At 71.9% G+C, this 20916-nt stretch carries 19 protein-coding genes and 1 pseudogene; 6 read left to right on the top strand and 14 right to left on the bottom strand.

The window, feature by feature from the left end; all coding sequences use genetic code 11:
* The first annotated feature begins 19 nt into the window (after positions 1-19).
* Entirely contained in the window at positions 20-1027 is a 1008-nt protein-coding gene (locus tag A6Q81_RS10445) for a glycosyltransferase family 2 protein (RefSeq protein ID WP_083516415.1), read from the top strand.
* 45 nt (positions 1028-1072) lie between these two features.
* Here the strand turns inward: A6Q81_RS10445 and A6Q81_RS10440 are convergent, their stop codons facing one another.
* Both A6Q81_RS10440 and A6Q81_RS10435 read right to left on the bottom strand, forming a co-directional pair.
* A complete protein-coding gene (locus A6Q81_RS10440; RefSeq protein WP_236749730.1) occupies positions 1073-1843 on the bottom strand; it encodes an ABC transporter ATP-binding protein in 771 nt (256 codons plus the stop codon).
* Entirely contained in the window at positions 1843-2703 is an 861-nt protein-coding gene (locus tag A6Q81_RS10435) for an ABC transporter permease (protein ID WP_286690392.1), read from the bottom strand. The genes A6Q81_RS10440 and A6Q81_RS10435 overlap by 1 nt, the downstream gene beginning before the upstream one ends.
* A gap of 138 nt (positions 2704-2841) precedes the next feature.
* Between A6Q81_RS10435 and rfbB the strand changes: the two genes are divergently transcribed.
* A complete protein-coding gene (rfbB, locus tag A6Q81_RS10430; RefSeq protein WP_067858863.1) occupies positions 2842-3843 on the top strand; it encodes a dTDP-glucose 4,6-dehydratase in 1002 nt (333 codons plus the stop codon).
* Between the two features lie 32 nt (positions 3844-3875).
* On the opposite strand, the gene A6Q81_RS10425 is transcribed toward rfbB, so the two are convergent.
* The 4 genes from A6Q81_RS10425 to A6Q81_RS10410 all read right to left on the bottom strand — a co-directional run bounded on the left by A6Q81_RS10425 (position 3876) and on the right by A6Q81_RS10410 (position 7325).
* The gene (locus A6Q81_RS10425) at positions 3876-4637 is read right to left on the bottom strand and encodes a DUF6716 putative glycosyltransferase (RefSeq protein WP_286690391.1); all 762 of its coding nucleotides are present in this window, start codon (positions 4635-4637) and stop codon (positions 3876-3878) included.
* 132 nt (positions 4638-4769) lie between these two features.
* Complete coding sequence (locus A6Q81_RS10420) at positions 4770-5183, bottom strand: DUF6716 putative glycosyltransferase (RefSeq protein ID WP_286690390.1); 414 nt, start codon at positions 5181-5183, stop codon at positions 4770-4772.
* On the bottom strand, positions 5180-6073 hold the full coding sequence (locus tag A6Q81_RS10415; RefSeq protein WP_286690389.1) for an N-acetylneuraminate synthase family protein: 894 nt from the start codon (positions 6071-6073) through the stop codon (positions 5180-5182). The genes A6Q81_RS10420 and A6Q81_RS10415 overlap by 4 nt, the downstream gene beginning before the upstream one ends.
* Positions 6066-7325 carry an acylneuraminate cytidylyltransferase gene (locus tag A6Q81_RS10410; RefSeq protein ID WP_083516416.1) on the bottom strand — a complete coding sequence of 420 codons (1260 nt, stop codon included), beginning with the start codon at positions 7323-7325 and terminating at the stop codon, positions 6066-6068. The genes A6Q81_RS10415 and A6Q81_RS10410 overlap by 8 nt, the downstream gene beginning before the upstream one ends.
* A 209-nt stretch (positions 7326-7534) precedes the next feature.
* Between A6Q81_RS10410 and A6Q81_RS17250 the strand changes: the two are divergent.
* Positions 7535-8678, top strand: a pseudogene (locus A6Q81_RS17250) (DUF6716 putative glycosyltransferase).
* A gap of 10 nt (positions 8679-8688) precedes the next feature.
* Here the strand turns inward: A6Q81_RS17250 and A6Q81_RS10400 are convergent.
* Positions 8689-9375, bottom strand: a complete 687-nt coding sequence (locus A6Q81_RS10400; RefSeq protein ID WP_286690387.1) for a siderophore-interacting protein — start codon at positions 9373-9375, stop codon at positions 8689-8691.
* A gap of 17 nt (positions 9376-9392) precedes the next feature.
* Here A6Q81_RS10400 and A6Q81_RS10395 point away from each other — a divergent pair, with 17 nt between their 5' ends.
* Together A6Q81_RS10395 and A6Q81_RS10390 are read left to right on the top strand one after the other, a co-directional pair.
* On the top strand, positions 9393-11408 hold the full coding sequence (locus tag A6Q81_RS10395) for a M13 family metallopeptidase (protein ID WP_502692815.1): 2016 nt from the start codon (positions 9393-9395) through the stop codon (positions 11406-11408).
* Positions 11405-12634 carry an MFS transporter gene (locus tag A6Q81_RS10390; RefSeq protein ID WP_286690386.1) on the top strand — a complete coding sequence of 410 codons (1230 nt, stop codon included), beginning with the start codon at positions 11405-11407 and terminating at the stop codon, positions 12632-12634. Before A6Q81_RS10395 ends, A6Q81_RS10390 begins: the two co-directional genes overlap by 4 nt.
* Here the strand turns inward: A6Q81_RS10390 and A6Q81_RS10385 are convergent.
* The 5 genes from A6Q81_RS10385 to A6Q81_RS10365 all read right to left on the bottom strand — a co-directional run bounded on the left by A6Q81_RS10385 (position 12615) and on the right by A6Q81_RS10365 (position 18218).
* Positions 12615-13676, bottom strand: coding sequence for an HTTM domain-containing protein (locus tag A6Q81_RS10385; protein WP_286690385.1), 1062 nt, complete (start codon positions 13674-13676; stop codon positions 12615-12617). The two genes, A6Q81_RS10390 and A6Q81_RS10385, sit on opposite strands and share 20 nt — an antisense overlap.
* The gene (locus A6Q81_RS10380) at positions 13673-14449 is read right to left on the bottom strand and encodes a DUF5819 family protein (protein WP_067858877.1); all 777 of its coding nucleotides are present in this window, start codon (positions 14447-14449) and stop codon (positions 13673-13675) included. Before A6Q81_RS10380 ends, A6Q81_RS10385 begins: the two co-directional genes overlap by 4 nt.
* A 77-nt stretch (positions 14450-14526) precedes the next feature.
* On the bottom strand, positions 14527-16311 hold the full coding sequence (locus A6Q81_RS10375) for a choice-of-anchor G family protein (protein ID WP_067858880.1): 1785 nt from the start codon (positions 16309-16311) through the stop codon (positions 14527-14529).
* 156 nt (positions 16312-16467) lie between these two features.
* On the bottom strand, positions 16468-17442 hold the full coding sequence (locus A6Q81_RS10370) for an HTTM domain-containing protein (RefSeq protein WP_286690384.1): 975 nt from the start codon (positions 17440-17442) through the stop codon (positions 16468-16470).
* The gene (locus A6Q81_RS10365; RefSeq protein WP_158509207.1) at positions 17439-18218 is read right to left on the bottom strand and encodes a DUF5819 family protein; all 780 of its coding nucleotides are present in this window, start codon (positions 18216-18218) and stop codon (positions 17439-17441) included. Before A6Q81_RS10365 ends, A6Q81_RS10370 begins: the two co-directional genes overlap by 4 nt.
* Before the next feature lie 40 nt (positions 18219-18258).
* Between A6Q81_RS10365 and A6Q81_RS10360 the strand changes: the two genes are divergently transcribed.
* Positions 18259-18768 (top strand): GNAT family N-acetyltransferase, encoded by a 510-nt coding sequence (locus A6Q81_RS10360; protein ID WP_067858889.1) that lies wholly within the window; start codon positions 18259-18261, stop codon positions 18766-18768.
* Here A6Q81_RS10360 and A6Q81_RS10355 read toward each other — a convergent pair.
* Entirely contained in the window at positions 18738-19208 is a 471-nt protein-coding gene (locus tag A6Q81_RS10355; RefSeq protein WP_067858892.1) for a MarR family winged helix-turn-helix transcriptional regulator, read from the bottom strand. The two genes, A6Q81_RS10360 and A6Q81_RS10355, sit on opposite strands and share 31 nt — an antisense overlap.
* Positions 19205-20836, bottom strand: coding sequence for an MDR family MFS transporter (locus A6Q81_RS10350; protein WP_317698372.1), 1632 nt, complete (start codon positions 20834-20836; stop codon positions 19205-19207). The genes A6Q81_RS10355 and A6Q81_RS10350 overlap by 4 nt, the downstream gene beginning before the upstream one ends.
* Positions 20837-20916: the final 80 nt, after the last annotated feature.

The raw sequence follows: 20916 nt of genomic DNA, 5'->3' as shown, positions 1-20916 counted from the left end.
GGCCTCCTGGAAGGAACTCATGCGACTGTTCGTGCAGGTCCCCTGCCTCAACGAGGAGGCGACCCTCCCCCTCGTCCTCTCGTCGATCCCGCAGCAGATCGACGGCATCGACGAGATCTTCGTCCTCGTCATCGACGACGGCTCCAGCGACCGCACGGTCGAGGTCGCCCGCGAGCACGGTGTCCAGCACTTCGTGTTCCACACCCGCAACATGGGGCTGGCCCGCTCCTTCCGCGACGGCGTCGACTACGCACTGCAGCACGGCGCCGACATCGTCGTGAACACCGACGGCGACAACCAGTACCCGCAGCAGAGCATCGCCGAGCTGGTGCAGCCGCTGCTGCGCGGCGAGGCCGACATCGCGATCGGCGACCGCCAGACCAAGACCATCGAGCACTTCTCGCCGTTCAAGAAGGTCATGCAGTCATTCGGCAGCAAGGTGGTCAACTACGCGGCCGAGACCGACCTGCCCGACGCCGCCAGCGGCTTCCGCGCCTACTCGCGCGAGTCGCTGATCCGGCTCAACGTCGTCACGCAGTTCAGCTACTGCATGGAGACGATCATCCAGGCCGGCAACAAGCGGCTGCGCATCGCGAGCGTGCCGATCCGGACGAACCCGAAGACCCGCGAGTCGCGGCTGTTCTCCAACATCTTCCAGCACATGGCCCGCTCCGGTCAGGCCATCATCCGCAGCTACATCATGTTCAAGCCGTACGCGGTGTTCACGACGCTCGCGCTCGTGTTCTCCCTCGCCGCGGCGATCCCGTTCGTGCGGTTCCTGGTCCTGTACCTCCAGGGTGCGGGCTCCGGCAACATCCAGTCGCTGGTGTTCGGCGTCGGCATGCTCGTCGCCGCCCTGCTGTGCGTGGCACTGCTGGTCATCTCCGACATGCTGCGGACGAACCGGGTGCTGCTCGAGGACGCCATGGAGCGCATCAAGCTGGTGCAGTACGCCGACGAGCGGCTGCTCGACCCGCACCGTCCCGACGAGGTGCACGTCAGCCCGCGCGGGCTGCACCACGACTGAGCGCCGCTCGGGCCACGCCCGAGCACCGGCCCGCCCAGCGGCAGGTCAGGCCATCATGGCGTCGATGGCGGGCTCGATCGGCCCGTCGTAGACCTGCTTGCCCTGGCGGATGACGATGCCGCGGTCGCACACCTGGCGCACCATCTCCTGGTCGTGGCTGACGATGACCATCGTCTTGCCCTCGCGCGAGAGCTCCTCGATCTTGGCGCGGCACTTGGCCTGGAACGGTGCGTCACCGACCGACAGGACCTCGTCGACGAGCAGGATGTCGAGCTCGCAGTGGATGGCCACCGAGAACGCCAGGCGCATGAACATGCCCGAGGAGTAGTGCTTGACCTCCTGGTCGATGAACCGCTCGACCTCGCTGAACGCGATGATGTCGTCGTAGCGGGCGTCGATCTCGTCCTTCTGCATGCCGAGGATCGCGGCGTTCAGGTACACGTTCTCGCGCCCGGTGAGGTCGGGGTGGAAGCCCGCGCCGACCTCGATGAGCCCGGCGAGGCGTCCGCGCACCAGCACCGACCCGTCGTCGGGCTCCATGACGCCGGAGATGAGCTTGAGCATGGTCGACTTGCCCGAGCCGTTGAAGCCGAGCAGCGCGACGGACTCGCCCTCGTGGATGGTGAACGAGACGTCGTCGAGGGCGAGGAACTTCTCGCTCGAGACGTCCTTGCCACGCACCCAGCCGACGAACGCCTCCTTGAAGGCGTGCGCCCGACGCAGCAGGAACTGCTTGCTGACGTGGTCGACGATGATGCTGGGGCGGGCCTGCACGGCGGTGTCGCCGGGCATGGACGACGTCGTCTCCTGGGACATCACAGCTCCTGGGCGAATCGGCGCTCGAAGCGGCGGAAGACCATCTGGCCGATGACGAGGAAGACGACGCAGATGCCGAGCGCGATGAACGCGTTGGTCCAGAGGTGCTCGGGGTGCGGGATCTTCCCGTCGGAGGTCGGGAACCACATGCCGGCGTGGAACAGCTCGACGGCGGCCGTCAGCGGGTTGGCCATGTAGAGGTCGAAGAGCCAGCGCGGCACGGCGTCGCGCACGAACTGCCACGTGTAGAGCACCGGCGCGGCCCAGGTGGAGAGCATCTGGATCAGCTCGACCACGTTCTGCGCGTCACGGAAGGACACGTTGACGGCGCCGAACAGCATCCCGAGCCCGAGCGACAGCGCGGCGATGATGACCAGCCCGAGCGCGATGGCCAGCACGCCGCTGACCGACGGCGTCCAACCGAGGAAGAGGCAAGCGATGAGCAGGATCACGGCCTGGGGCACGAAGTGCACGAAGGCCACGATGATCGCGGCGATCGGGAACAGCTCGCGCGGCAGGTAGATCTTCTGCACCAGGGCGCCGTTCTCCAGGATCGAGCGCGTGGCGTTGCCGAAGCCCTCGTTGAAGAAGTTGATGACGACGATGCCGCTGAAGAGGTACACGGCGAAGTTGTCGACGCCGCGGTTGAGCCCGAGGAACAGGCCCATGACCACGAAGAACACGCCGAACTGGAACGCGGGCTTGACGTAGGACCAGGTCCACCCGAGGACGGAGTTGCGGTACCGGGTCTGCGTGCCCTTGCGGACGAGGAGACGGAGCAGGTAGCGCCAGGTGAAGACGGCGAGGATCCCGCGGCCCCGGCCGGGGGTGCGGAACTCGCTCAGGTCAAGCGTGGTCACGGGGGTGGGCGGTCCTTCGACTCGGGAACGGGCGGAGCCTCCGCCCTCGGCATCGTAGCGTGCGGGTCCCGACGCCGTGGCTCGACCGGCCGCCCCGACCGGGCCCTCCCCGGGGACGCCAGTCGGTACGCTCGGCCCATGCGGCAGCTCCTCGTCACCGGCGGTGCGGGTTTCATCGGCTCCAACTTCGTCCACCACGTCGTGGCCCACACCGACCTCTCGGTGACGGTGCTCGACCACCTCGGCTACGCCGGTCACCGGGAGTCCCTCGCCGGGCTCCCCGAGGCGCGGGTCGGGCTCGTCGTGGGCGACGTCGCCGACGCCGAGCTGGTCGACCGGCTCGTCGCCCAGGCCGACGCGGTGGTGCACTTCGCGGCCGAGTCGCACAACGACAACTCGCTGTCCGACCCGAGCCCGTTCGTCACGACGAACCTCGTCGGCACGTTCACGCTGCTCGAGGCCGCACGTCGTCACGACGTCCGGCTGCACCACATCTCGACCGACGAGGTGTACGGCGACCTCGAGCTCGACGACCCCGAGCGGTTCACCGAGTCCACCCCGTACAACCCCTCGAGCCCGTACTCGGCCACGAAGGCGGGCTCGGACCTCCTGGTGCGGGCGTGGGTGCGCTCGTTCGGCGTCCGGGCGACGCTCAGCAACTGCTCCAACAACTACGGTCCGCGCCAGCACGTCGAGAAGTTCATCCCGCGGCAGGTGACGAACCTGCTCGACGGCGGCCGGGCCAAGCTCTACGGCCGTGGCCTGAACGTGCGCGACTGGATCCACGCCGACGACCACAGCAGCGCGGTCCTGGAGATCGTGCAGCACGGCCGGATCGGCGAGACCTACCTGGTGGGAGCCGACGGCGAGCGCAGCAACCGCGAGGTCGTCGAGCTCATCCTCACGCTGATGGGTCTGCCGTCGGACGCCTACGACCACGTGACCGACCGCGCCGGGCACGACCTGCGCTACGCGATCGACTCCACGAAGCTGCGCACCGAGCTCGGCTGGACGCCGCGGTACACCGACTTCGAGCAGGGGCTGGCGGCGACGATCGACTGGTACCGCGAGAACGAGGCGTGGTGGCGGCCGCAGAAGGAGGCCACCGAGGCCCGCTACCGCGAGCTCGGCCACGTCTGACCCGGGCCGGCAGCCTGCCCCGGGACCGACGGTCAGGACGTGGGCGTGCGCACGTCCTCGGCCTGCGGCGCGGTGGCGCTGTTCTCGGCGGCGAACGTCTGCGCAGCTCCCCCGCGCACGTCGGGGCGCACGAGGCGCAGGAGCCGGCCGCGACGCTGCGTGAGCCACAGCGCGGCGCCGGCGACCCGGTGCTCGACGGTCGCGAGCAGCGTGGTGCGCTCGGTGCCGTCCGTGAACGCGAAGTGCCGGTAGAGGATCCGCCGGAACCCGTCGCGCCACGACCCGGGCAGCTCGGGATAGGCCGGCAGCCCGTCGGACCGTCGCTGCTCGACGAGCCCGCGGACCCGCTCGACCCAGGTGTCCTCGGACGGGTCGTGGAAGTAGTTGTCGACGCACCAGGCCGGGTCGGCGTGGGCGAAGCGACCCGCCACCACGTCGTCGAGCGAGCCCAGCAGCCCGCTGCCCTGCAGGGCCAGGTTGATCTGCTCGACCCCGACGCCGAAGTCGTCGAGGGCCACGGCGGGCACCCCGCACGCGACGGCCTCGAGCAGCGCGGTGGAGCTGACGGTGACGAACGCCCCGGCGCGCTCCAGGTGCTCGTGCATGGGACCCGTGCGGACGACGAGGTTCGCCGGCCGGTCGTCGAGCGACTCGACGAGGTCCTCCAACGGCACCTGCTCGTGGTGGGTCTGCGCCTCGCCGCGGCGGGCCCGCACCTTGACCACGACCTCGCGGTCGGGGTGGGCGCGGGCGGCGTCGGCGAGCCGGGAGGTAGTAGGCCTCGGGGCCCGCACCCGTGTCGGAGGGACGCAGCAGGATGACCGTCGCCGCGTCGCGGGGCTCGGCGGCGATGCGGGTGCCGTCGGCGTACTCCCGCGCGACGTCGACCACCGTCTCCGGCAGCGGCACCGGCGGGAGCGGGATCCTCACTTGACCTCGACCAGCAGCTCCACCTCGACGGGCGCGTCGAGGGGCAGCACGGGCACGCCGACGCCCGGCAGCCCGGTGACGATCACCGGGCGGCCGGGCACGTTGTCGACGACCGACGTGGCCGCCTGCACGGTCCAGCCACGCGCCGACAGCACGAGCACGTCAGGGCGCTCGGACTGCAGACGTCGCCGTAGGTCGGCGAGTCCGACCACGTCGGGCGTGCTGCCGGCGGCAGCGGTCCCGGCCAGCGCGTCGGCCAGCTGCGAGGCGCTCGGCGCAGCCGTGCTGCGGGCGACCACCAGGTCCACGCGCCAGTCGTCCGGGAACCGGTCCCCCAGCGCCGCACCCCACTTGACGTAGGAGTCGGTGTCGCAGAGGACCAGCACCCGGACGACGTCGGCCTGGCTCACGAGGCGGCGATGACCGCGTCCGTGTGGCGCCGCAGGCGGGCCATCGGCTTGTGCTCGCCCGGCATGACGCGCTTGACGCCGTCGCCGAGCGCGAGCTCGACGGTGCGGATGTCGCGGACGAGGTCGACGAACGGCTGCGGCTCCAGGCTGGCCGCCTGGTCCGAGCCCCACATCGCGTTGTCGAGCGTGATGTGCCGCTCGACCGCGACCGCGCCGAGGGCGACGGCCGCGAGGGAGATCTCGAGGCCGGTCTCGTGGCCGGAGTACCCGACCGGGACGCCGTAGCGCTCCTGCAGCGTGTGGATGGTCCGCAGGTTGGCCTCCTCGGCCGGCAGCGGGTACGTCGACGTCGCGTGCAGGATGACGAGCTGGTCGGTGTCGAGCACCTCGACCGCACGGTCGATCTGCTCGAGCGTGCTCATGCCGGTCGACAGGATGATCGGCTTGCCCGTCTCGTGCAGGGCGGCCAGCATCTCCAGGTCGGTCACCGACGCCGAGGCCACCTTGTGGCACGAGACGCCGAGCTCCTCCAGGAACTCCACGGCGGGCACGTCCCACGGCGACGCGAACCAGTCGACGCCGCGGTCGGCGGCGTGCGCCGCGATCTGCGCGTACTGCTCGGCCTCGAACTCCACGCGGTAGCGGTAGTCGAGGTAGGTCATCTCGCCCCACGGCGTCTGCCGCACGACGTGACGCATGTCCTCGGGCGTGGAGATGTGCGGGGTCCGCTTCTGGAACTTGACGGCCTGCGCTCCCGCGCGGGCGGCGACGTCGATGAGCTCCTTCGCCACCTCGACGTCACCGTTGTGGTTGATGCCGATCTCGCCGATGACGTACGTGGGACGCCTCCGTCCGACGATCGCGTCGCCGATCTTCACCCATTCAGCCATGATCCGGTCCCTCCTGTGTCGTGTCCGTGACGGACGAGTCCTTCGCCGCGAGCACGCGGTCCGCGAGCTCGCGCACCGCTCCCTGCCCCCCGGGTCGACGCAGCACGTGGCGTGCGGCGACCCGGCAGGCCGGGTGGGCGTCGGCCGGTGCGACCGGCCAGCCCACGGCAGCCAGGACCTCGACGTCGGTGACGTCGTGGCCCAGGTAGGCGATGTCCTGCAGCGCGACGTCGTGCTCGCGCGCCCACGTGCGCAGGGCCGTGAGCTTGTCGGGGGTGCCCTCGAGGTGCACGGCACCGAGGGCCTGGGCGCGGCGTGCCGCGACCGCGTCGGGTCCGTCGGTCAGCACCACGACGGGTCGGTCCGAGCGCAGCAGCCGCTCGACGCCCTCGCCGTCGGCGCGGTGCACGAGGGCCGTCTCGCGACCGTGGGCGTCGAGCGCCACCCGGCCGTCGGTGTGCACGCCGTCGAAGGCCGTGACGACGACGTGTGCCGCGACGGGCGACGCCGACGGGTCCGAGCCGACCGCGCGTCGGTGCTGCAGCAGCTCCTCGGCGAGGCGCAGGTCCTGCTCGGTGTCGATCTCGAGCGCGTCGGCCTGGTCGACCTCGACCATCGCGACCCGGCCGAAGAAGCGGTGGCCGTGCCGGCGGAAGCCCTCGGTCCGCATGACGTAGAAGGCGCCGGTCTCCTGGAACTGCGGCTCCATGTCCTGGCGGCGCTGCCGACGGTGCATGTCGTGGTTGACGCCCTCGGGGCCGTGCTCGCCGTGGCGCCACAGGTGCGCGTGGGTGCGGACCACGCTGAACGCGACGTCGTGGTCGCCGTCGCGGACCAGGGCCACGGCCTCCGCCACGCGCGCCGGGTCGACGAAGGGGCTCGTGGCCTGGGCGAACACGACGACGTCGGGCAGCCGGCCGATCGACTCGAGGTGGTCGAGCGCGTGGGCCACCGCCGACTCCGAGCTCGCCGTGTCGCCGGCGATCTGCTGGGGGCGGTCGACCGTGCGGGCACCCGCCGAGCGCGACGCGTAGGCGATCTCGGCGTCGTCGGTCGTGACGACCACGTGGTCGATGCCGTCGACCGCGCGCAGGGTGCGGACGGCCCGCACGACGAGCGGCTCGCCGCCGACCGGGCGCAGGTTCTTGCGCGGGACGCCCCGGGACCCACCACGTGCCGGGACGATGGCGCACACGCTGGCGTCGCCCGGGTCCGCACGACGGCGCACGGGCAGGGGGTGGTGGAGGGTCATAGGACGAGACGTTAGGGAGCCGGCCCGACGCGCAGGTGAACGAACAGGGCAGGTTCGGCGAACGTCGCGTGGCGTCCCGACCCCGTCAAGAGGGTTGTGGGACGAGGCGGTGGACATCCGGTGAAGCACCGACGAACCCCCGGACAACAGTGCCCGCAGGCGGCCGCTCGGCCTCGGAGCAGCGCCGTCACCGGGGCTAGCGTGCCTACGTGCACGACACCACAGACTCCCCCACCGCGCTCGTCGTCGCGGCGTTCGACTCCCAGCTCAAGTGGGCCGCGGCGCTCTGGACGCAGCTGCGCGACCGAGGCTTCCAGGTCCGGGTCGTGGCGCCGCGCAGCATGGCCACGCTGTCGCCGGCGCAGATCTCGGCGACGGGGGTCGACACCGTCGACGTCGTCCCCGACGACGACCTGGTCGCGCTGGCGCAGGCGCACGACGTGGTGGTCTTCGCGCTCTCCGGCCCCTCCGTGCACCGGTTCACGCTCGACCTCGCCGAGGCCGCGGGCGACGGACCGCGCCCGGTCGTGGTCGCGGGCTGGGTGGGCGTGATCATCGAGAAGATCACCGCCGGCTACCTCGACCGGTGCGCGGCCGACGTCGTGGCGGTCAACGCGCGCCACGAGCTCGAGCACTTCCTGCACGTGGCGTCACGGCTCGACATCGCGCCCGGCAACCTGCTGCTCACGGGGCTGCCCATCCTCAGCACCTCGCCCGCACCGCAGCAGACCGGACCGGTGCGCACGGTGCTGTTCGCCGACCAGCCGACGGTCCCGGCCAGCCCGGTCGACCGGTTGCACCTGTACCGACGCCGCCGTCACGTACCGGCCGGTGCCGGAGCTGCTGGAGGAGGCCGACCTGCTCGTGACGGTGTCGTCGACGGCCTGCCTCGAGGCGGTGGACCGCGGACGTCGTGTCGCGCTGGTGCTCGACCTCGGCGTGCACGAGCGGCTGGGCAACCACGTGCTCCTCGACTCCGGCCTGCTGCGCACCTTCGACCAGGTCAACGCCGACGACCTCGGCACGCCCGACCCCGACTGGGTCGACAGCTGGTTCGGCGGACGCGACGTCGCGCCGGCCGTGGCCGTGGTGGACCGGGTGGAGGAGCTGCTCGCCACGGGCGAGCGACCCTCGCGCGACGCGCTGCGCTCCGCCTACCTGCGCAGCGCCCTCGCGCTGCACCGCGAGCAGCGCGACGGCGGACGACCCGCACCCCCGACGGCCTGGGAGCGCCGCACCCGCACGCACGGACTGGCCAAGGGCGCCGCCGTCCACGTCGGGTTCGAGTGGGTGCCGCCCGCGGTGCAGAAGCCGGTCCGGCGCTGGTGGCGGGAGCACCGCCCCCTGGGGTGAGACCGACGACTCAGCCGGGCTCGACGGCGCGCTGCTCCGCCTTCCAGCGCCGGAACCCCTCCTCCGTCGCGCCGAGCCGCCAGTAGGCGGACACCGACAGGTCGCCTCGGGCGACGCGCTCGCGGACGTAGGGGCGCACGGTCTTCAGCAGCCGCGACTCACCGTGCACGAAGGCCTGGACCCGTCCCTCGGGCCACGGCCAGGCCCGGACGGCGTCGTCGAGCAGCGTCGTCGTGCCGGCTGCGGCCTCGCCGCGGTGCAGCCAGCGCAGGTCGACGTCGGCGACGGTGTGCACGTCGAGCTCGTCGTCGGGGCCGTCGACCTCGCAGAACACGGTGGCGCGGGCTCCGGCGGGCAGGGCCTCCAGGGTCGCGGCGATGGCGGGGTGCAGCACCACGTCGACCCAGAGCTCGCGGGCCTCGAGGTCGAGCCGACGGACGGTGTAGGTCCGCAGCACCGGCCAGACGTCGCTCGGCAGGCTCGTCCGCACCTCGTCGAGGTCGAGCGGGTCGGGGTAGGTGACGCCGTCGGCCAGGAACACGAGCTTGACGTAGGAGTCGGCCCATCCGGACCACCGGGCGGCGAGCGCGTCGAAGCCGCGCGCGACGTCGCCGTCGCCGAGGACGAGGCGGCGCAGGTGCGGCCCCACGTCCTGCACGTCGAGCACGGTCAGATGGGCGGGGTGCGACACGGACACGCAGGTAGCCTATCCAGGTGACCGATGCCAGCGCCCCGTCCACCGAGTCCCCCTCCGCGCCGGCTGGTCCGGCCATCGACACCTCTGCGTTCGATCCCGCGACCCGCCCTCAGGACGACCTCTTCCGGCACGTGAACGGACCCTGGCTGCGCGACGCGCCCATCCAGCCCGACCGCGCCACGGCCGGCGCGTTCGTGACGCTGGTCGACGAGGCCGAGCGGGTCGTGCGCGGCATCGTCGAGTCCTGCCGCGACGCACTCGACGACCCGGCCGCCGACCTCGACGCCGACGAGCGCAAGATCGGCGAGCTCTACGCCAGCTTCATGGACACCGACCGCATCGACGCGCTCGGCACCGAGCCGCTGCAGGACGACCTGCACCGCATCGACGGCGTCGCCGACGTGCCCACCTTCGTCGAGGTGCTGGGCCACCTGGAGCGCTCCGGCGTGGCGAGCGTCGTCGGCCTGTACATCGCGCCCGACCGCGGCAACCCCGAGCGGTACGTGACCCACGTCGTGCAGAGCGGCCTGGGCCTGCCCGACGAGTCGTACTACCGCACCGACGAGACCGCCGAGGTCCGGGCCGCCTACCGCGACCACCTCGAGCGGATGTTCACCCTCGGCGGCTTCGAGTCGCCCGCCGACCGCGCGGCGCGCGTCCTCGACCTCGAGACCCAGGTCGCCGCGCACCACTGGGACCGGGTCGCGTGCCGCGACGCGCAGCGCACCTACAACCTCCTCGACCGCGACGGCCTGCAGGCCCTGCTCGGTCCGCTCGACCTGACCACGTGGAGCACGGCCGCCGACATCCCGGCGTCGGTGCTCGAGGAGGCTGTCGTGTCGCAGCCGTCGTACCTCGAGGGCCTCGCCGGGCTGCTGACGGTCGAGCACCTCCCCGCGTGGCGCGACTGGCTGCGCTGGCAGGTGCTGCACGCCGCCGCGCCCTACCTGCCGGCCGCGTTCGTGGAGGAGAACTTCGCCTTCTACGGCCGCACGTTGAGCGGCACCGACGAGCTGCGCCCGCGCTGGAAGCGTGGCGTGGGCTTCGTGGAGTCCGCGATGGGCGAGGCGATCGGCCGCATCTACGTGCGCACCGAGTACCCGCCGACCGCGAAGGAGCGGATGGACGACCTCATCGCGCACCTCGTCGAGGCCTACCGTCGCAGCATCTCCGCCCTGCCCTGGATGAGCGAGGCGACGCAGACCGAGGCGCTGGCCAAGCTCGACGCGTTCACCCCCAAGGTGGGCCACCCGGAACGCTTCAAGGACTACACCGCGCTCGAGACCGACCCGACCGACCTCCTGGGCAACGCCCGTCGGTCGCTCACGGTCTCGATGGACCGCGAGCTGGCGAAGATCGGCCGGCCCATCGACCGCGACGAGTGGTACATGACGCCGCAGACGGTCAACGCCTACTACAACCCCACGATGAACGAGATCGTGTTCCCCGCCGCCATCCTGCAGCCCCCGTTCTTCCACCCCGACGCTGACGACGCCGTCAACTACGGGGCGATCGGCGCGGTGATCGGTCACGAGATCGGTCACGGCTTCGACGACCAGGGCAGCCACTACGACGGCACGGGCGCCCTGCGGAACTGGTGGAGCGACGAGGACCGTGCCGCGTTCGAGAGCCTCACCGCGGCGCTCGTGGAGCAGTACGGCGCGCTGTCGCCCGACGGCGCCGACGGCCAGAAGGTCAACGGCGAGCTGACGATCGGCGAGAACATCGGCGACCTCGGCGGACTCGGCATCGCCTACCAGGCGTACCGGATCGCCACGGGCGGCGAGGCGCCGACGATCGACGGCCTCACCGGCGACCAGCGCTTCTTCATCTCCTGGGCGCAGGCCTGGCAGTCGAAGGTCCGCCCGGCCGAGACGGTCCGCCGGCTCACCGTCGACCCGCACTCCCCGCCGGAGTTCCGGTGCAACCAGGTGGTGCGCAACATCGACGCCTTCCACGAGGCGTTCGGTACCACCTCGGCCGACGCCCTGTGGCTCGACCCGGAGGACCGCGTCACCATCTGGGCCTCGTGAGCGCCGCGGAGGTCGCGCAGCGCCGCGTCCTGCGGGTGCTGGTGGTCGTGCAGGTGGTCGGCGGCATCGGCAGCGGCGCCGGCCTCGCGGTCGGCGTGCTGCTGCTGCGCGAGGTGTCGGGGTCGTCGGGCTGGGCCGGCATGGCCACCGTCATGCTGACGCTCGGTGCGGCGCTCGCGACCGTGCCGCTCGCGACCCTCGCCGTCCGGGCCGGCCGCCGGCCCGCCCTGACGGTGGGCTGGTTCCTCGGCGCGGCCGGCGCGGCGATCGTGGTGCTGGGGGCCACCGCCGACAGCCTCGTGCTCGTGCTGGTCGGCCTGCTGCTGTGCGGCGTCAGCACCGCGGCGACGCTGCAGTCGCGCTTCGCGGCCACCGACCTCGCGGCCAGCCACCAGGTCGGCCGCTCGCTCTCGCTCGTCACCTGGGCGACGACGGTCGGCGCCGTGCTCGGCCCGAACCTCACCGGCCCGGGCACGTCGACCGCCCGTGCGCTCGGCGTTCCCGACCTGGCCGGGACCATGGTCTTCGCCTGCGTGGCGTTCCTCCTGGCCGGCCTGATGAACCTCCTGCTCCTGCGGCCCGACCCGCTGCCGCCCACCCGACGCGACGGCATGGAGGTCGCAGTGCCGCGGGTGCGGTCCGCGCTCCCCCACGTCCGCGGCGAGACCCGCACGGCCGTCGTCACGATCGCGCTCGCGCACGCCGTGATGGTCTCCGTCATGGCACTGACGCCCGTGCACATGCAGGACCACGGCGCCGCGGTCGAGGTGATCGGCCTGACCATCAGCCTGCACATCGCGGGCATGTACGCGCTGTCGCCGGTGATGGGCTGGCTCGCCGACCGCTGGGGACCGGCCCGCACGATCCTCGCCGGTCAGCTCGTCCTGCTGCTCGCCGTGGTCGTCTCGGGCACGTCGGGCGACTCGCAGGTGCAGATCACCGTCGGACTGGTGCTGCTCGGCCTCGGCTGGTCGGCCGCCGTGATCGCCGGTGCCGCGCTGCTCACCGCCTCGACGCCGCCCGACGTGCGTCCGCTGGTCCAGGGGCTGGGCGACCTGACGATGAACCTGTCGGGGGCGGCCGGTGGCCTGCTCGCCGGCGTCCTCGTCGCGTGGCAGGGGTTCGGGACGCTGAACGCCGTCGCCGGCACCCTCGTCGTGCCCGTGGTGCTGCTGGTCGTGGCCGGTCGCCGTGCGGCGACGCAGGTCAGCGTCGGAACACGCTGAACCGGACGCGGTCCCACAGGCCCAGCACGCGGTCGTACCACCAGTCCGCGACGCGGTCGGCCACCGCGTAGCGCACGTCGGCGGTGCGGTCGAGCACGGGCCACGCGAGGTCGGCCACCCGCTCGCCGAGCGCCGCCCAGCGGTCGTCGCTGACGAACAGGCCGGTCACGGCGATGACGGCCAGCGACGACCATGGGGTCGCGAGGACGACGGCGAAGAGGACGTTCACGCCGATCGCGACCCCGGCGACGAGGTTGCGCGTCTCGCGACGCAGCAGCATCGGGGCGAAGAACAGCTGCACCGCCAGCACCGTCCAGGTGAGCAGCGCGAGCAGCACGGTCGCGTTCGAGAGCAGGTCCGAGAGCCACGGGAACGGACGGAACTCGGGCAGCTGCAGCGTCGTGTACAGGGCGGTGCCCTGCTGCCACACCGGCTGGGAGGCCTTGTCGAGACCGCCCGCCAGGTAGGCCAGCACCGTCTGCGCACCGAGGCCGACGAGACCGACGTTGTGCAGCCCCGTGCGCAGCCAGTCCGGTGCGACGTCGTCGCTCTCGCGCGGCTCGAGCCGGTTGGCGTCGAGCGACCAGACGTCGGCGGTGCGCATGAGCAGCATCCACAGCAGCGTGAGCCGCACGAGGTTGTCGCCGATCGACCCGAGCACCGGGTTCTGCGCCGTCACCGCGATGAAGCCGAGCAGCACGACGATGGTCATGGCCTTGGCCCGCCAGCCGAGGACGAGGCCCACGGCCGCGAGCATGACGACCACGTACACGACGGTGAGGAGGTCGCCGCTGACCCCGTCGAGCAGCGACACCTCGGGGAAGCGGCTGACGGCCCGCGCCGGCTCGGCCCACGCCGAGGCGTCTCCGACCCACACCTGACGGGTCGAGTAGTTGGTGACGAGCAGGCCGAGCACGGACAGACCCACGAGGATGCGCGCGAGCGCGACCGCGTGGAGGGCGTGCCGCTCCGCCGTCAGCCACCGCTCGGCGGAGCGGCGGGTGCGTGCCAGCGCGTCCCTCAGACGCCACAGCGTGCTCATCGGTCGACCCCCAGGTATCCGTCGAACGCGGACTGTGCCTCCGCCGAGCCCCGCACGGCGGCACGCCATCCGGCGTCGAACCACTCGAACGGCACCGACGACACCCGCTGGGCGTCGCGGTCGGCGTGCGGCGGGACGGTCCGGCGGGCCACGCGGTACTGCACCTGCACGACCCGGCGGTCGGTGTAGGCCTGCGTGTACAGCGACGCGAAGCGCGTCGCCATCGTGTCGAGGTCGGCGTAGGCGGCGACGTCGGCGGGGCGCACGCCGGCCGACGCCAGCGCGCCGCGCAGCGTCTCCGGCGGACGTCCGACCGTCGACTCGAGCACGACCTGGCGGCCCGAGCGGCCGAGCGCGAACATCGCGTTGTTGAGGTTGGTGGCGAGCCGGCGGCCGGCGAGGTGGACGCGGGCCGGCGCGACGTCGTCGCGGGTCCGGGTCAGGTCGGCCTTCGTGACGTCGAGCCAGGGCGTGAGCGCCAGCGTCTGCGGTCCGGTGCGCACCCGCGCACGCACCCAGAGCGCCTCGTCGACCCGTTGGGCGCTCGGCTCGAGCAGGTCCCACGACTGACGGAAGTAGGGGTCGACGTAGGTGGCGAGCAACGAACCGCCGGCGACGTCGCGCACGGGTCCGCGCGGGGCGAGCCAGAGTGCGACCAGCAGCGAATGCACCAGGGCCAGCACCGCGAGGGCCACGATCAGCGTCGCGCGCCAGTCGTGCCGGTCCTCCTCGGCCTGGCGTGCACCGTCGCCGTCACCTCCCGCCACCGCCATGCCTCCATCGTAGGTCCGGACAGACGCCTGCCCGGCGACCGCGAGCGGTCACCGGGCAGGCGTCGTGGATTGCAGCGTCAGAGCGACATGCGACGACGCTCGTTGATGAGCACCGCGGCGCCGAAGAGCACCAGGCCCAGACCCAGCAGCCAGAAGGGCAGCAGGTTCGGGGCGCCCGTGCTGGGCAGCGTGGTGGTCACGTCGGCGTCGGCCTGCGCATCGGCGTCCGCGACCGCGTCGGCCTGGGCGTCGGAGGCAGCGTCCGCGATCGCGTCGGCGTCGGCCTGGGCGTCAGCCTGGGCATCGGCCTGGGCGTCAGCCTGCGCGTCAGCGTCGGTCTGCGTGTCGGCCTGCGCGTCGGTGTTGTCCGCCGCGGTCAGCGCGACCTCAGCGTTGGCGAGGTCGACGCTGGCGAGCTGACCACCGAGCAGGTCGACGCGCAGCGCGCCCTGACGGTAGTACGTGCCGGTCGCGGCGGCGGCCAGGACGCCGGCGCTCTCGCCGCCCGCGGACAGCGTGGGCGTCGTGGACGTCGACTGCGTGTTGGCCGTCAGCTTCACGATCTTGGCCAGGTCGGGCGCGAGGTCGCCGAGCAGGTCGTCGATCGGCGCGCCGATCTGCTGCACCGCGTCGGTGACCTGCTTGAGGATCGCCGTCAGCGGGTCGGTGAGCGCACCGAGGTCGGACTCCGGGATGACCGTCGTGCCGGCCACCGTGACCTGCAGGCTGACCTTGCCGATGTTGGTGACGATGTCGTCGATCGCGTTGTTCAGGACGTTCGTGATCTTGCCGGCGATCAGGTCGCTGGTGATGTACTGCACGAGGTCCGTGTTCGGCGGGAGGTTGTTGATGTCGATGCCGGCCGCCTGCAGGATCTTGGCGAGGTCGAGCGAGATCGTGCCGTTCGCCAGGTCGACGGCCACGCCGTCGCTGGAGAAGCTCTTGAGGCCGTTCGTGACATCCGCCAGACCCTTGACCTGGACGGTCACCAGCTGGGCGAGCGTCTCGTTCGTCAGGATCGCGCCGATCTGGGGCGGCAGGTTGCAGAGGTTGACGTTCGAGACGCCGAGCAGCGTCAGGACCGGCTCGAGCGCGTCGCCGACGGCGCCGAGGCCGAGGCTGTCGAGCTGCGCCAGGAGGGTGCTCGTCGTGACGTTCAGCGTGTTGCCGATCACCGGGCACAGCGAGGCCGGGCTGATGGTGATGTCGTTCGCCTTGTCCAGACCGCCGAGCGCGGTGGAGAGGTCGGGGATCAGGTCGGCGAGCAGCGGGACCTTGACGTCCAGCGTGGCGCTGCCGATCTGGTAGTCGCGCGTCAGGTCGCCCTTGTCGATGACCGCGGAGCCGGACAGCGCGCCGAGGGACAGGTCGACACCGGCGAGCTCGTCGTTGATGCCGTTCAGCAGGCCGCCGTCGAGCGAGATCTTGGCGTTCGAGGGGAACTCGCCGTTGCCGGGGGCCAGGATCGCGCCGGTGTTGTTCACGGCACCGCTGGCCGCGGCGGCGGAGTTGGTCTGCGGGGCGGCGGCGTAGTGGTTCGCGACGCCGGCCGAGCCGTTGCCCGGGCTCAGGAAGTCGGCCAGGTTGAGGTCGATCCCGCCGGGGATGTTGATCGGGATGGCCTGCAGCACCGTCAGCGACAGCGGGTTGGTGTTCGGACCCGGGTCGCCGGGGTTGTCGGCCGAGGTGCCCTCCAGCTCCGCGATGGCGTCGAGGTTGGTGCCGCCGATCGTGCCGCTGAGGAAACGGCTGGTCGCGTGCGACTCCGTCTCGTCGGCCGCGTTGGCGGAGAAGGCCGCCGCTGAGGTGATGAGCAGGGTGCTCAACCCGAGGGCGAGGGTGTTCCTGCCGAGCTTGTTCATCGTGGAGTGACTCCCATGTCGCTGTGTCTTGCGGTGCGCTTCTTGGGGGAAGAGCTGCGGACCGCGGGCCGGTGCAACGCCCGCCTCAGCGGTCGTTGCCGCACATCTTACGCAGATCTCAGGTCAGCGTGCGCATCGGCTGTCACCTGAGACACATCACACAGCGTTGCGCAGATCAACCACGTGCGCGTCGTCGGGCCGGCCGCGACGTCGCGCCCACCATGCCCGGCACCACCGCCCGCCCCGCTGCCACGAGGCGTCGCTGACGAGCATCATGTCGACCGCGATCATGACGAGCGAGAAGTACATGATCCCCATGAACACGCCGATCCCGAGGTGCATGCCGGTGACGACCACGAGGGACACGGCCCGGGTGCTGCGGTACAGCAGCAGCACGGGGAACAGCAGCTGGACGACGATGGCGGTCCAGGTGGCGGCCATGACGACGGGTGACGCGCTCGAGAGCGGGTGCAGCAGGTCGCGCCAGGGCGAGTACGCCTCGGTCTGCAGCGGGTAGTAGACGGCCGTGCCGTCGAGCCAGAGGTCGCTCTGCACCTTCCACAGCGCCGAGCCCACGTAGACCATGACGACCTGGTGGATGATCAGGACCACGGCCACGTTGTGGAGCGTGGTCGAGAGCCAGCCGGGCAGCACCGGCCGCAGCTCCCCGCGTCGGGCGCGCAGCCAGGCGTCGACGGAGAGGTGCCGGCCGGAGTCGGTGAAGCAGGCGTACAGCAGCACCATGCGCAGTACCGCGTCGCCGCCGGAGCCGACGAACGGGTTGCAGACGTACAGCGACATCCACAGGAACAGCGTCAGCAGCGCCGACGCGCGGGTCCAGAGGCCCACCATGAGCAGCACGCCCGCCAGCACGGTGAGCAGGTACAGCGCGTCGAAGCTCGCGCCGTGGGCCTGCTGGAAGATGCCGAGGAATCCCGGCCAGGACTTCACGTCGCGCACGCCCTGCGTCCACGTCGCGCCGTCGCCCCACGTGTAGTGGCGGTCGGACCAGTTGGCGAGCAGCTGCGTCCAGACGATCAGACCGAGCACGATCCGCGTGATGGCGAGGCCGCGGGTGGCGTGCTTGCGGGCGGTCAGCCAGGTCCAGACCCGGTCGCCGACGCCGTTCACCGGTGCCTCCGCAGGAAGTCGGCGACCACGGCGCGCTCGGCGGCGTCGCCGCGCAGCGGGGTGCGCCAGCCGTTGATCCGCTGGACGGGTGTGGGACGCGCGGTCTGCCGCTCCGCGGCCGAGCCGTGCCGCGCCGCCCACGGCGTGACGTCCTGGCTGCGCGTCGCGTACCGGACGGCCACGAGGCGGCGTCCGGGGTGGGCGGCCTCCAGCGCGTCGGTGGCCAGCTCGGTCGTCGCGCGGTCGTAGGCGAGGTAGAGGGCCACCTGCGCGTCGTCGAAGCGGTCGTTCGAGCCCGCGCGCAGCTCACGGTCGAGCCGCCTCCAGGTCAGGACCTTGGCGGGGTCGACGACGTCGGCGACCTTGCGCTGGGGCTCGTCGAGCGCCGCGTAGCGGTTGGCCAGTGGACCGTAGAGCTTGTTGGTGACGTAGCCGGCGCGACCGCCGACGAGGCGGTGACGCACGAGGTCGAGCTCGACGTCGGTCCAGTCCAGCCATGGCGTGACCTCGGTCCGGCCGTCCTTCTCGTAGGCCCCCTGGAAGCGCACGACCCGGTCGGACGCGATGGGGTTCGGGGCGAACAGCCGCCAGTTCTGCGAGAAGTAGGCACCGAGGTAGGACGTCGCAGGTCGGGCGGCGTCGGAGTACGCGTTCGGCGGCAGGGCGGCCGCGGTGACGGCGAGCAGGTGCGCGGCACCGAGCGCGACGACCACGCCGACGACCGCGACACGCCACCGGGAGGGACGCGAAGGCGCGTCGACCGACTCGTGCTGCACCCGGTCACGGTACTCGCCGGACCCGCGCGAGGATGGCCACATGCACGTACGGACCGTCTCGCCCCACGACCCCGACGTCGCGGCGCTGCTCGACGAGCACCTCGCCGAGATGCGGGCGACGTCACCGCCGGAGAGCGTGCACGCCCTCCCCCACGACGCGCTGGCCCGACCCGACGTCCGCATGGTCGCCGCCTGGAGCGACGACGAGCCGCCCGTGCTGCTCGGGGTCGGCGCGCTGAGGACGCACGCCGGACTGCTCGGGGAGCTCAAGGCCATGCGGACGACGCACGCCGCCCGGGGTCGGGGTGTCGCGGCCGCCGTCCTGGAGCACCTGATCGACGTCGCCAAGGCCGCCGGGCTCCAGCGGGTCTCCCTCGAGACCGGCGCCGAGGACCACTTCGCACCCGCCCGGCGGCTCTACGCTCGGCGGGGGTTCGTCGAGTGCGGGCCGTTCGCCGGATACGGACCGGACCCGCTCAGCGTCTTCATGACGCTCGACCTCGGGGCCGACGCGACCGCTCAGGCCTCGGGGCCGAAGCTGGCGTTGTAGCGGCGCAGGGTCTGCGCGACGTCGCAGAGGTCCTCGCGGCTCCAGTCCGCGAACCTCTCGCCGAGCATCTCCCGACGGGCGACGTCGACGGCGCGGACCCGGCGACGTCCCTCGTCGCTGACCGACAGGAGCGTCGCGCGGCCGTCGTCCGGGTCGGGCGTCCGGTCGACGAGCCCGAGGTCGAGCAGGTGCTGCACGGAGCGGCTCACCGCGCCCTTGTCGAGGTGGAGGACGTCGCACAGCCCGCTCCCCCGGACCGGGCCGTCTGCCTCGACCTGCACGAGGACGAGGTAGCCGATGGCCTGGAGGTCGGGGTGCACGAGCCGCGCGCGCTCGGTGAGCGCGCGGCGGGCCCGTCGCATCAGCACCCCCACCTCGTGCTCGACGAGCCGGAGCGCGTCGAGCGACGAGGCGGCGGGGGGCACCGTGCCGGCGGTCATCGCAGGCTCGCCACCGTGTCGGCCGGCTGTCCCTCGGTCTCGAGCACGTCCACGTCCTTCTGGATCGTGGTGCGCAGCGGGACCTCCTTGATGAACAGGATGCACACGAGCGCGGCGACCGCGAACGGCGTGGCCACGAGGAAGATGTGCCCGAACGCGTCGCCGAAGGCGGTCTCGTACAGCGTCCGGAACGGCCCCGGGAGCGTGGACAGGTCGGGGATCTGGCCGGTCGAGTGGCTCAGCCGCTCGAGGTCGGCGCGGTCGAGCTGACCGGAGGCGGCGAGCTCGCGGACGCCGTCGGAGACGTTGCCCTTGACGTCGTGGCTCAGGATCGTGCCGAGCACTGCCACGCCGGCGGACCCGCCGAGCGAGCGGAAGAAGGCGACGACGGAGCTGGCGGCGCCCATGTCCTCGAGCCGCGTGTTGTTCTGGACGGCGAGCACCAGGTTCTGCATGGTGGCGCCGAGGCCCAGGCCGACGAGCGCCATGTAGAGGCCGACGACGTACAGCGGGGTGCTCGCGTCGATCGTGCCGAGCAGGCCGAAGCCGATCACGACGAGGAGCATGCCGCCGACCAGCCAGCGCTTCCAGACACCGGTGCGGCTGATGATCCGCCCGGAGGTGATGCTCGAGACGAGCAGGCCGCCGACCATGGCGATCGACATCAGGCCGGCCTCCGTCGGCGTCATGCCGCGCGAGTACTGGAAGTACTGGCTCAGGTAGACCGTGGCACCGAACATCGCGACGCCGATCATGACGGAGGCGAGGGTGGCCAGCGACGTCGTGCGGTCGCGGAAGAGTCGCAGCGGGATGATCGGCTCGCGGGCGAACCGGGCCTCGACGACGAGGGCGAGCGCGATGAGCAGCACGCCACCGACCACGAGCAGGGCCGACGTGGCGGAGACCCACGCGAAGTGCGCACCGGCGAGGGAGATCCAGACGAGCAGGAGGCTGACGCCGCCCATGATGAGCGTGGCGCCGAGGTAGTCGATCGAGACCTCGCGGCGCACGACGGGCAGGTGCAGCGTGCGCTGCAGCAGGACGAAGGCGGCGACGGCGAACGGCAGGCCGACGAAGAAGCAGCCGCGCCAGCCGAGCGGGCTGTCGACGATCACGCCACCGATGAGCGGTCCGCTGACGGTCGCGAGGGCGAAGACGGCGCCGATGTAGCCGGAGTAGCGGCCGCGCTCGCGCGGGCTGACCATCGAGGCGATGACGACCTGCACGAGGGCGGTCAGACCGCCGACGCCGAGACCCTGCACGGCACGGGCGCCGATGAGCACGCCCATGCTCTGGGCGGAGGCGGCGATGAGCGAGCCGATCGTGAAGATGACGAGCGCCACCTGCACGAGCAGCTTCTTGCTGAACAGGTCGGCGAGCTTGCCCCAGATGGGCGTGGTGGCCGTCATGGTGAGCAGCGTCGCGACGACGACCCAGGTGTACCCGGTCTGGCTGCCCTTCAGGTCGGTGACGATCCGCGGCAGGGCGTTCGTGACGACGGTGCTGGACACCATGGCGACGAACATCGCGAGGAGGAGGCCGCTCAGCGCCTCGAGCACCTGGCGATGGGTCATCTCCCCGCTGTCCTCGGACGACGGTGGTGCGGTGGCGGTGGTGGGTTCTGGCACGGCTGCTCTCTCTGCTCGGCTGGACTGGTTGACGACGACAACCATACTCCGATGGTTGTCAACTGCAACCAAGCCTGGCG

This window comes from Aeromicrobium sp. REDSEA-S38_B2, assembly GCF_001628525.1.
Taxonomy (GTDB): Bacteria; Actinomycetota; Actinomycetes; order Propionibacteriales; family Nocardioidaceae; genus Aeromicrobium; species Aeromicrobium erythreum.
This window is presented reverse-complemented; position numbering and strand designations above follow the sequence as displayed.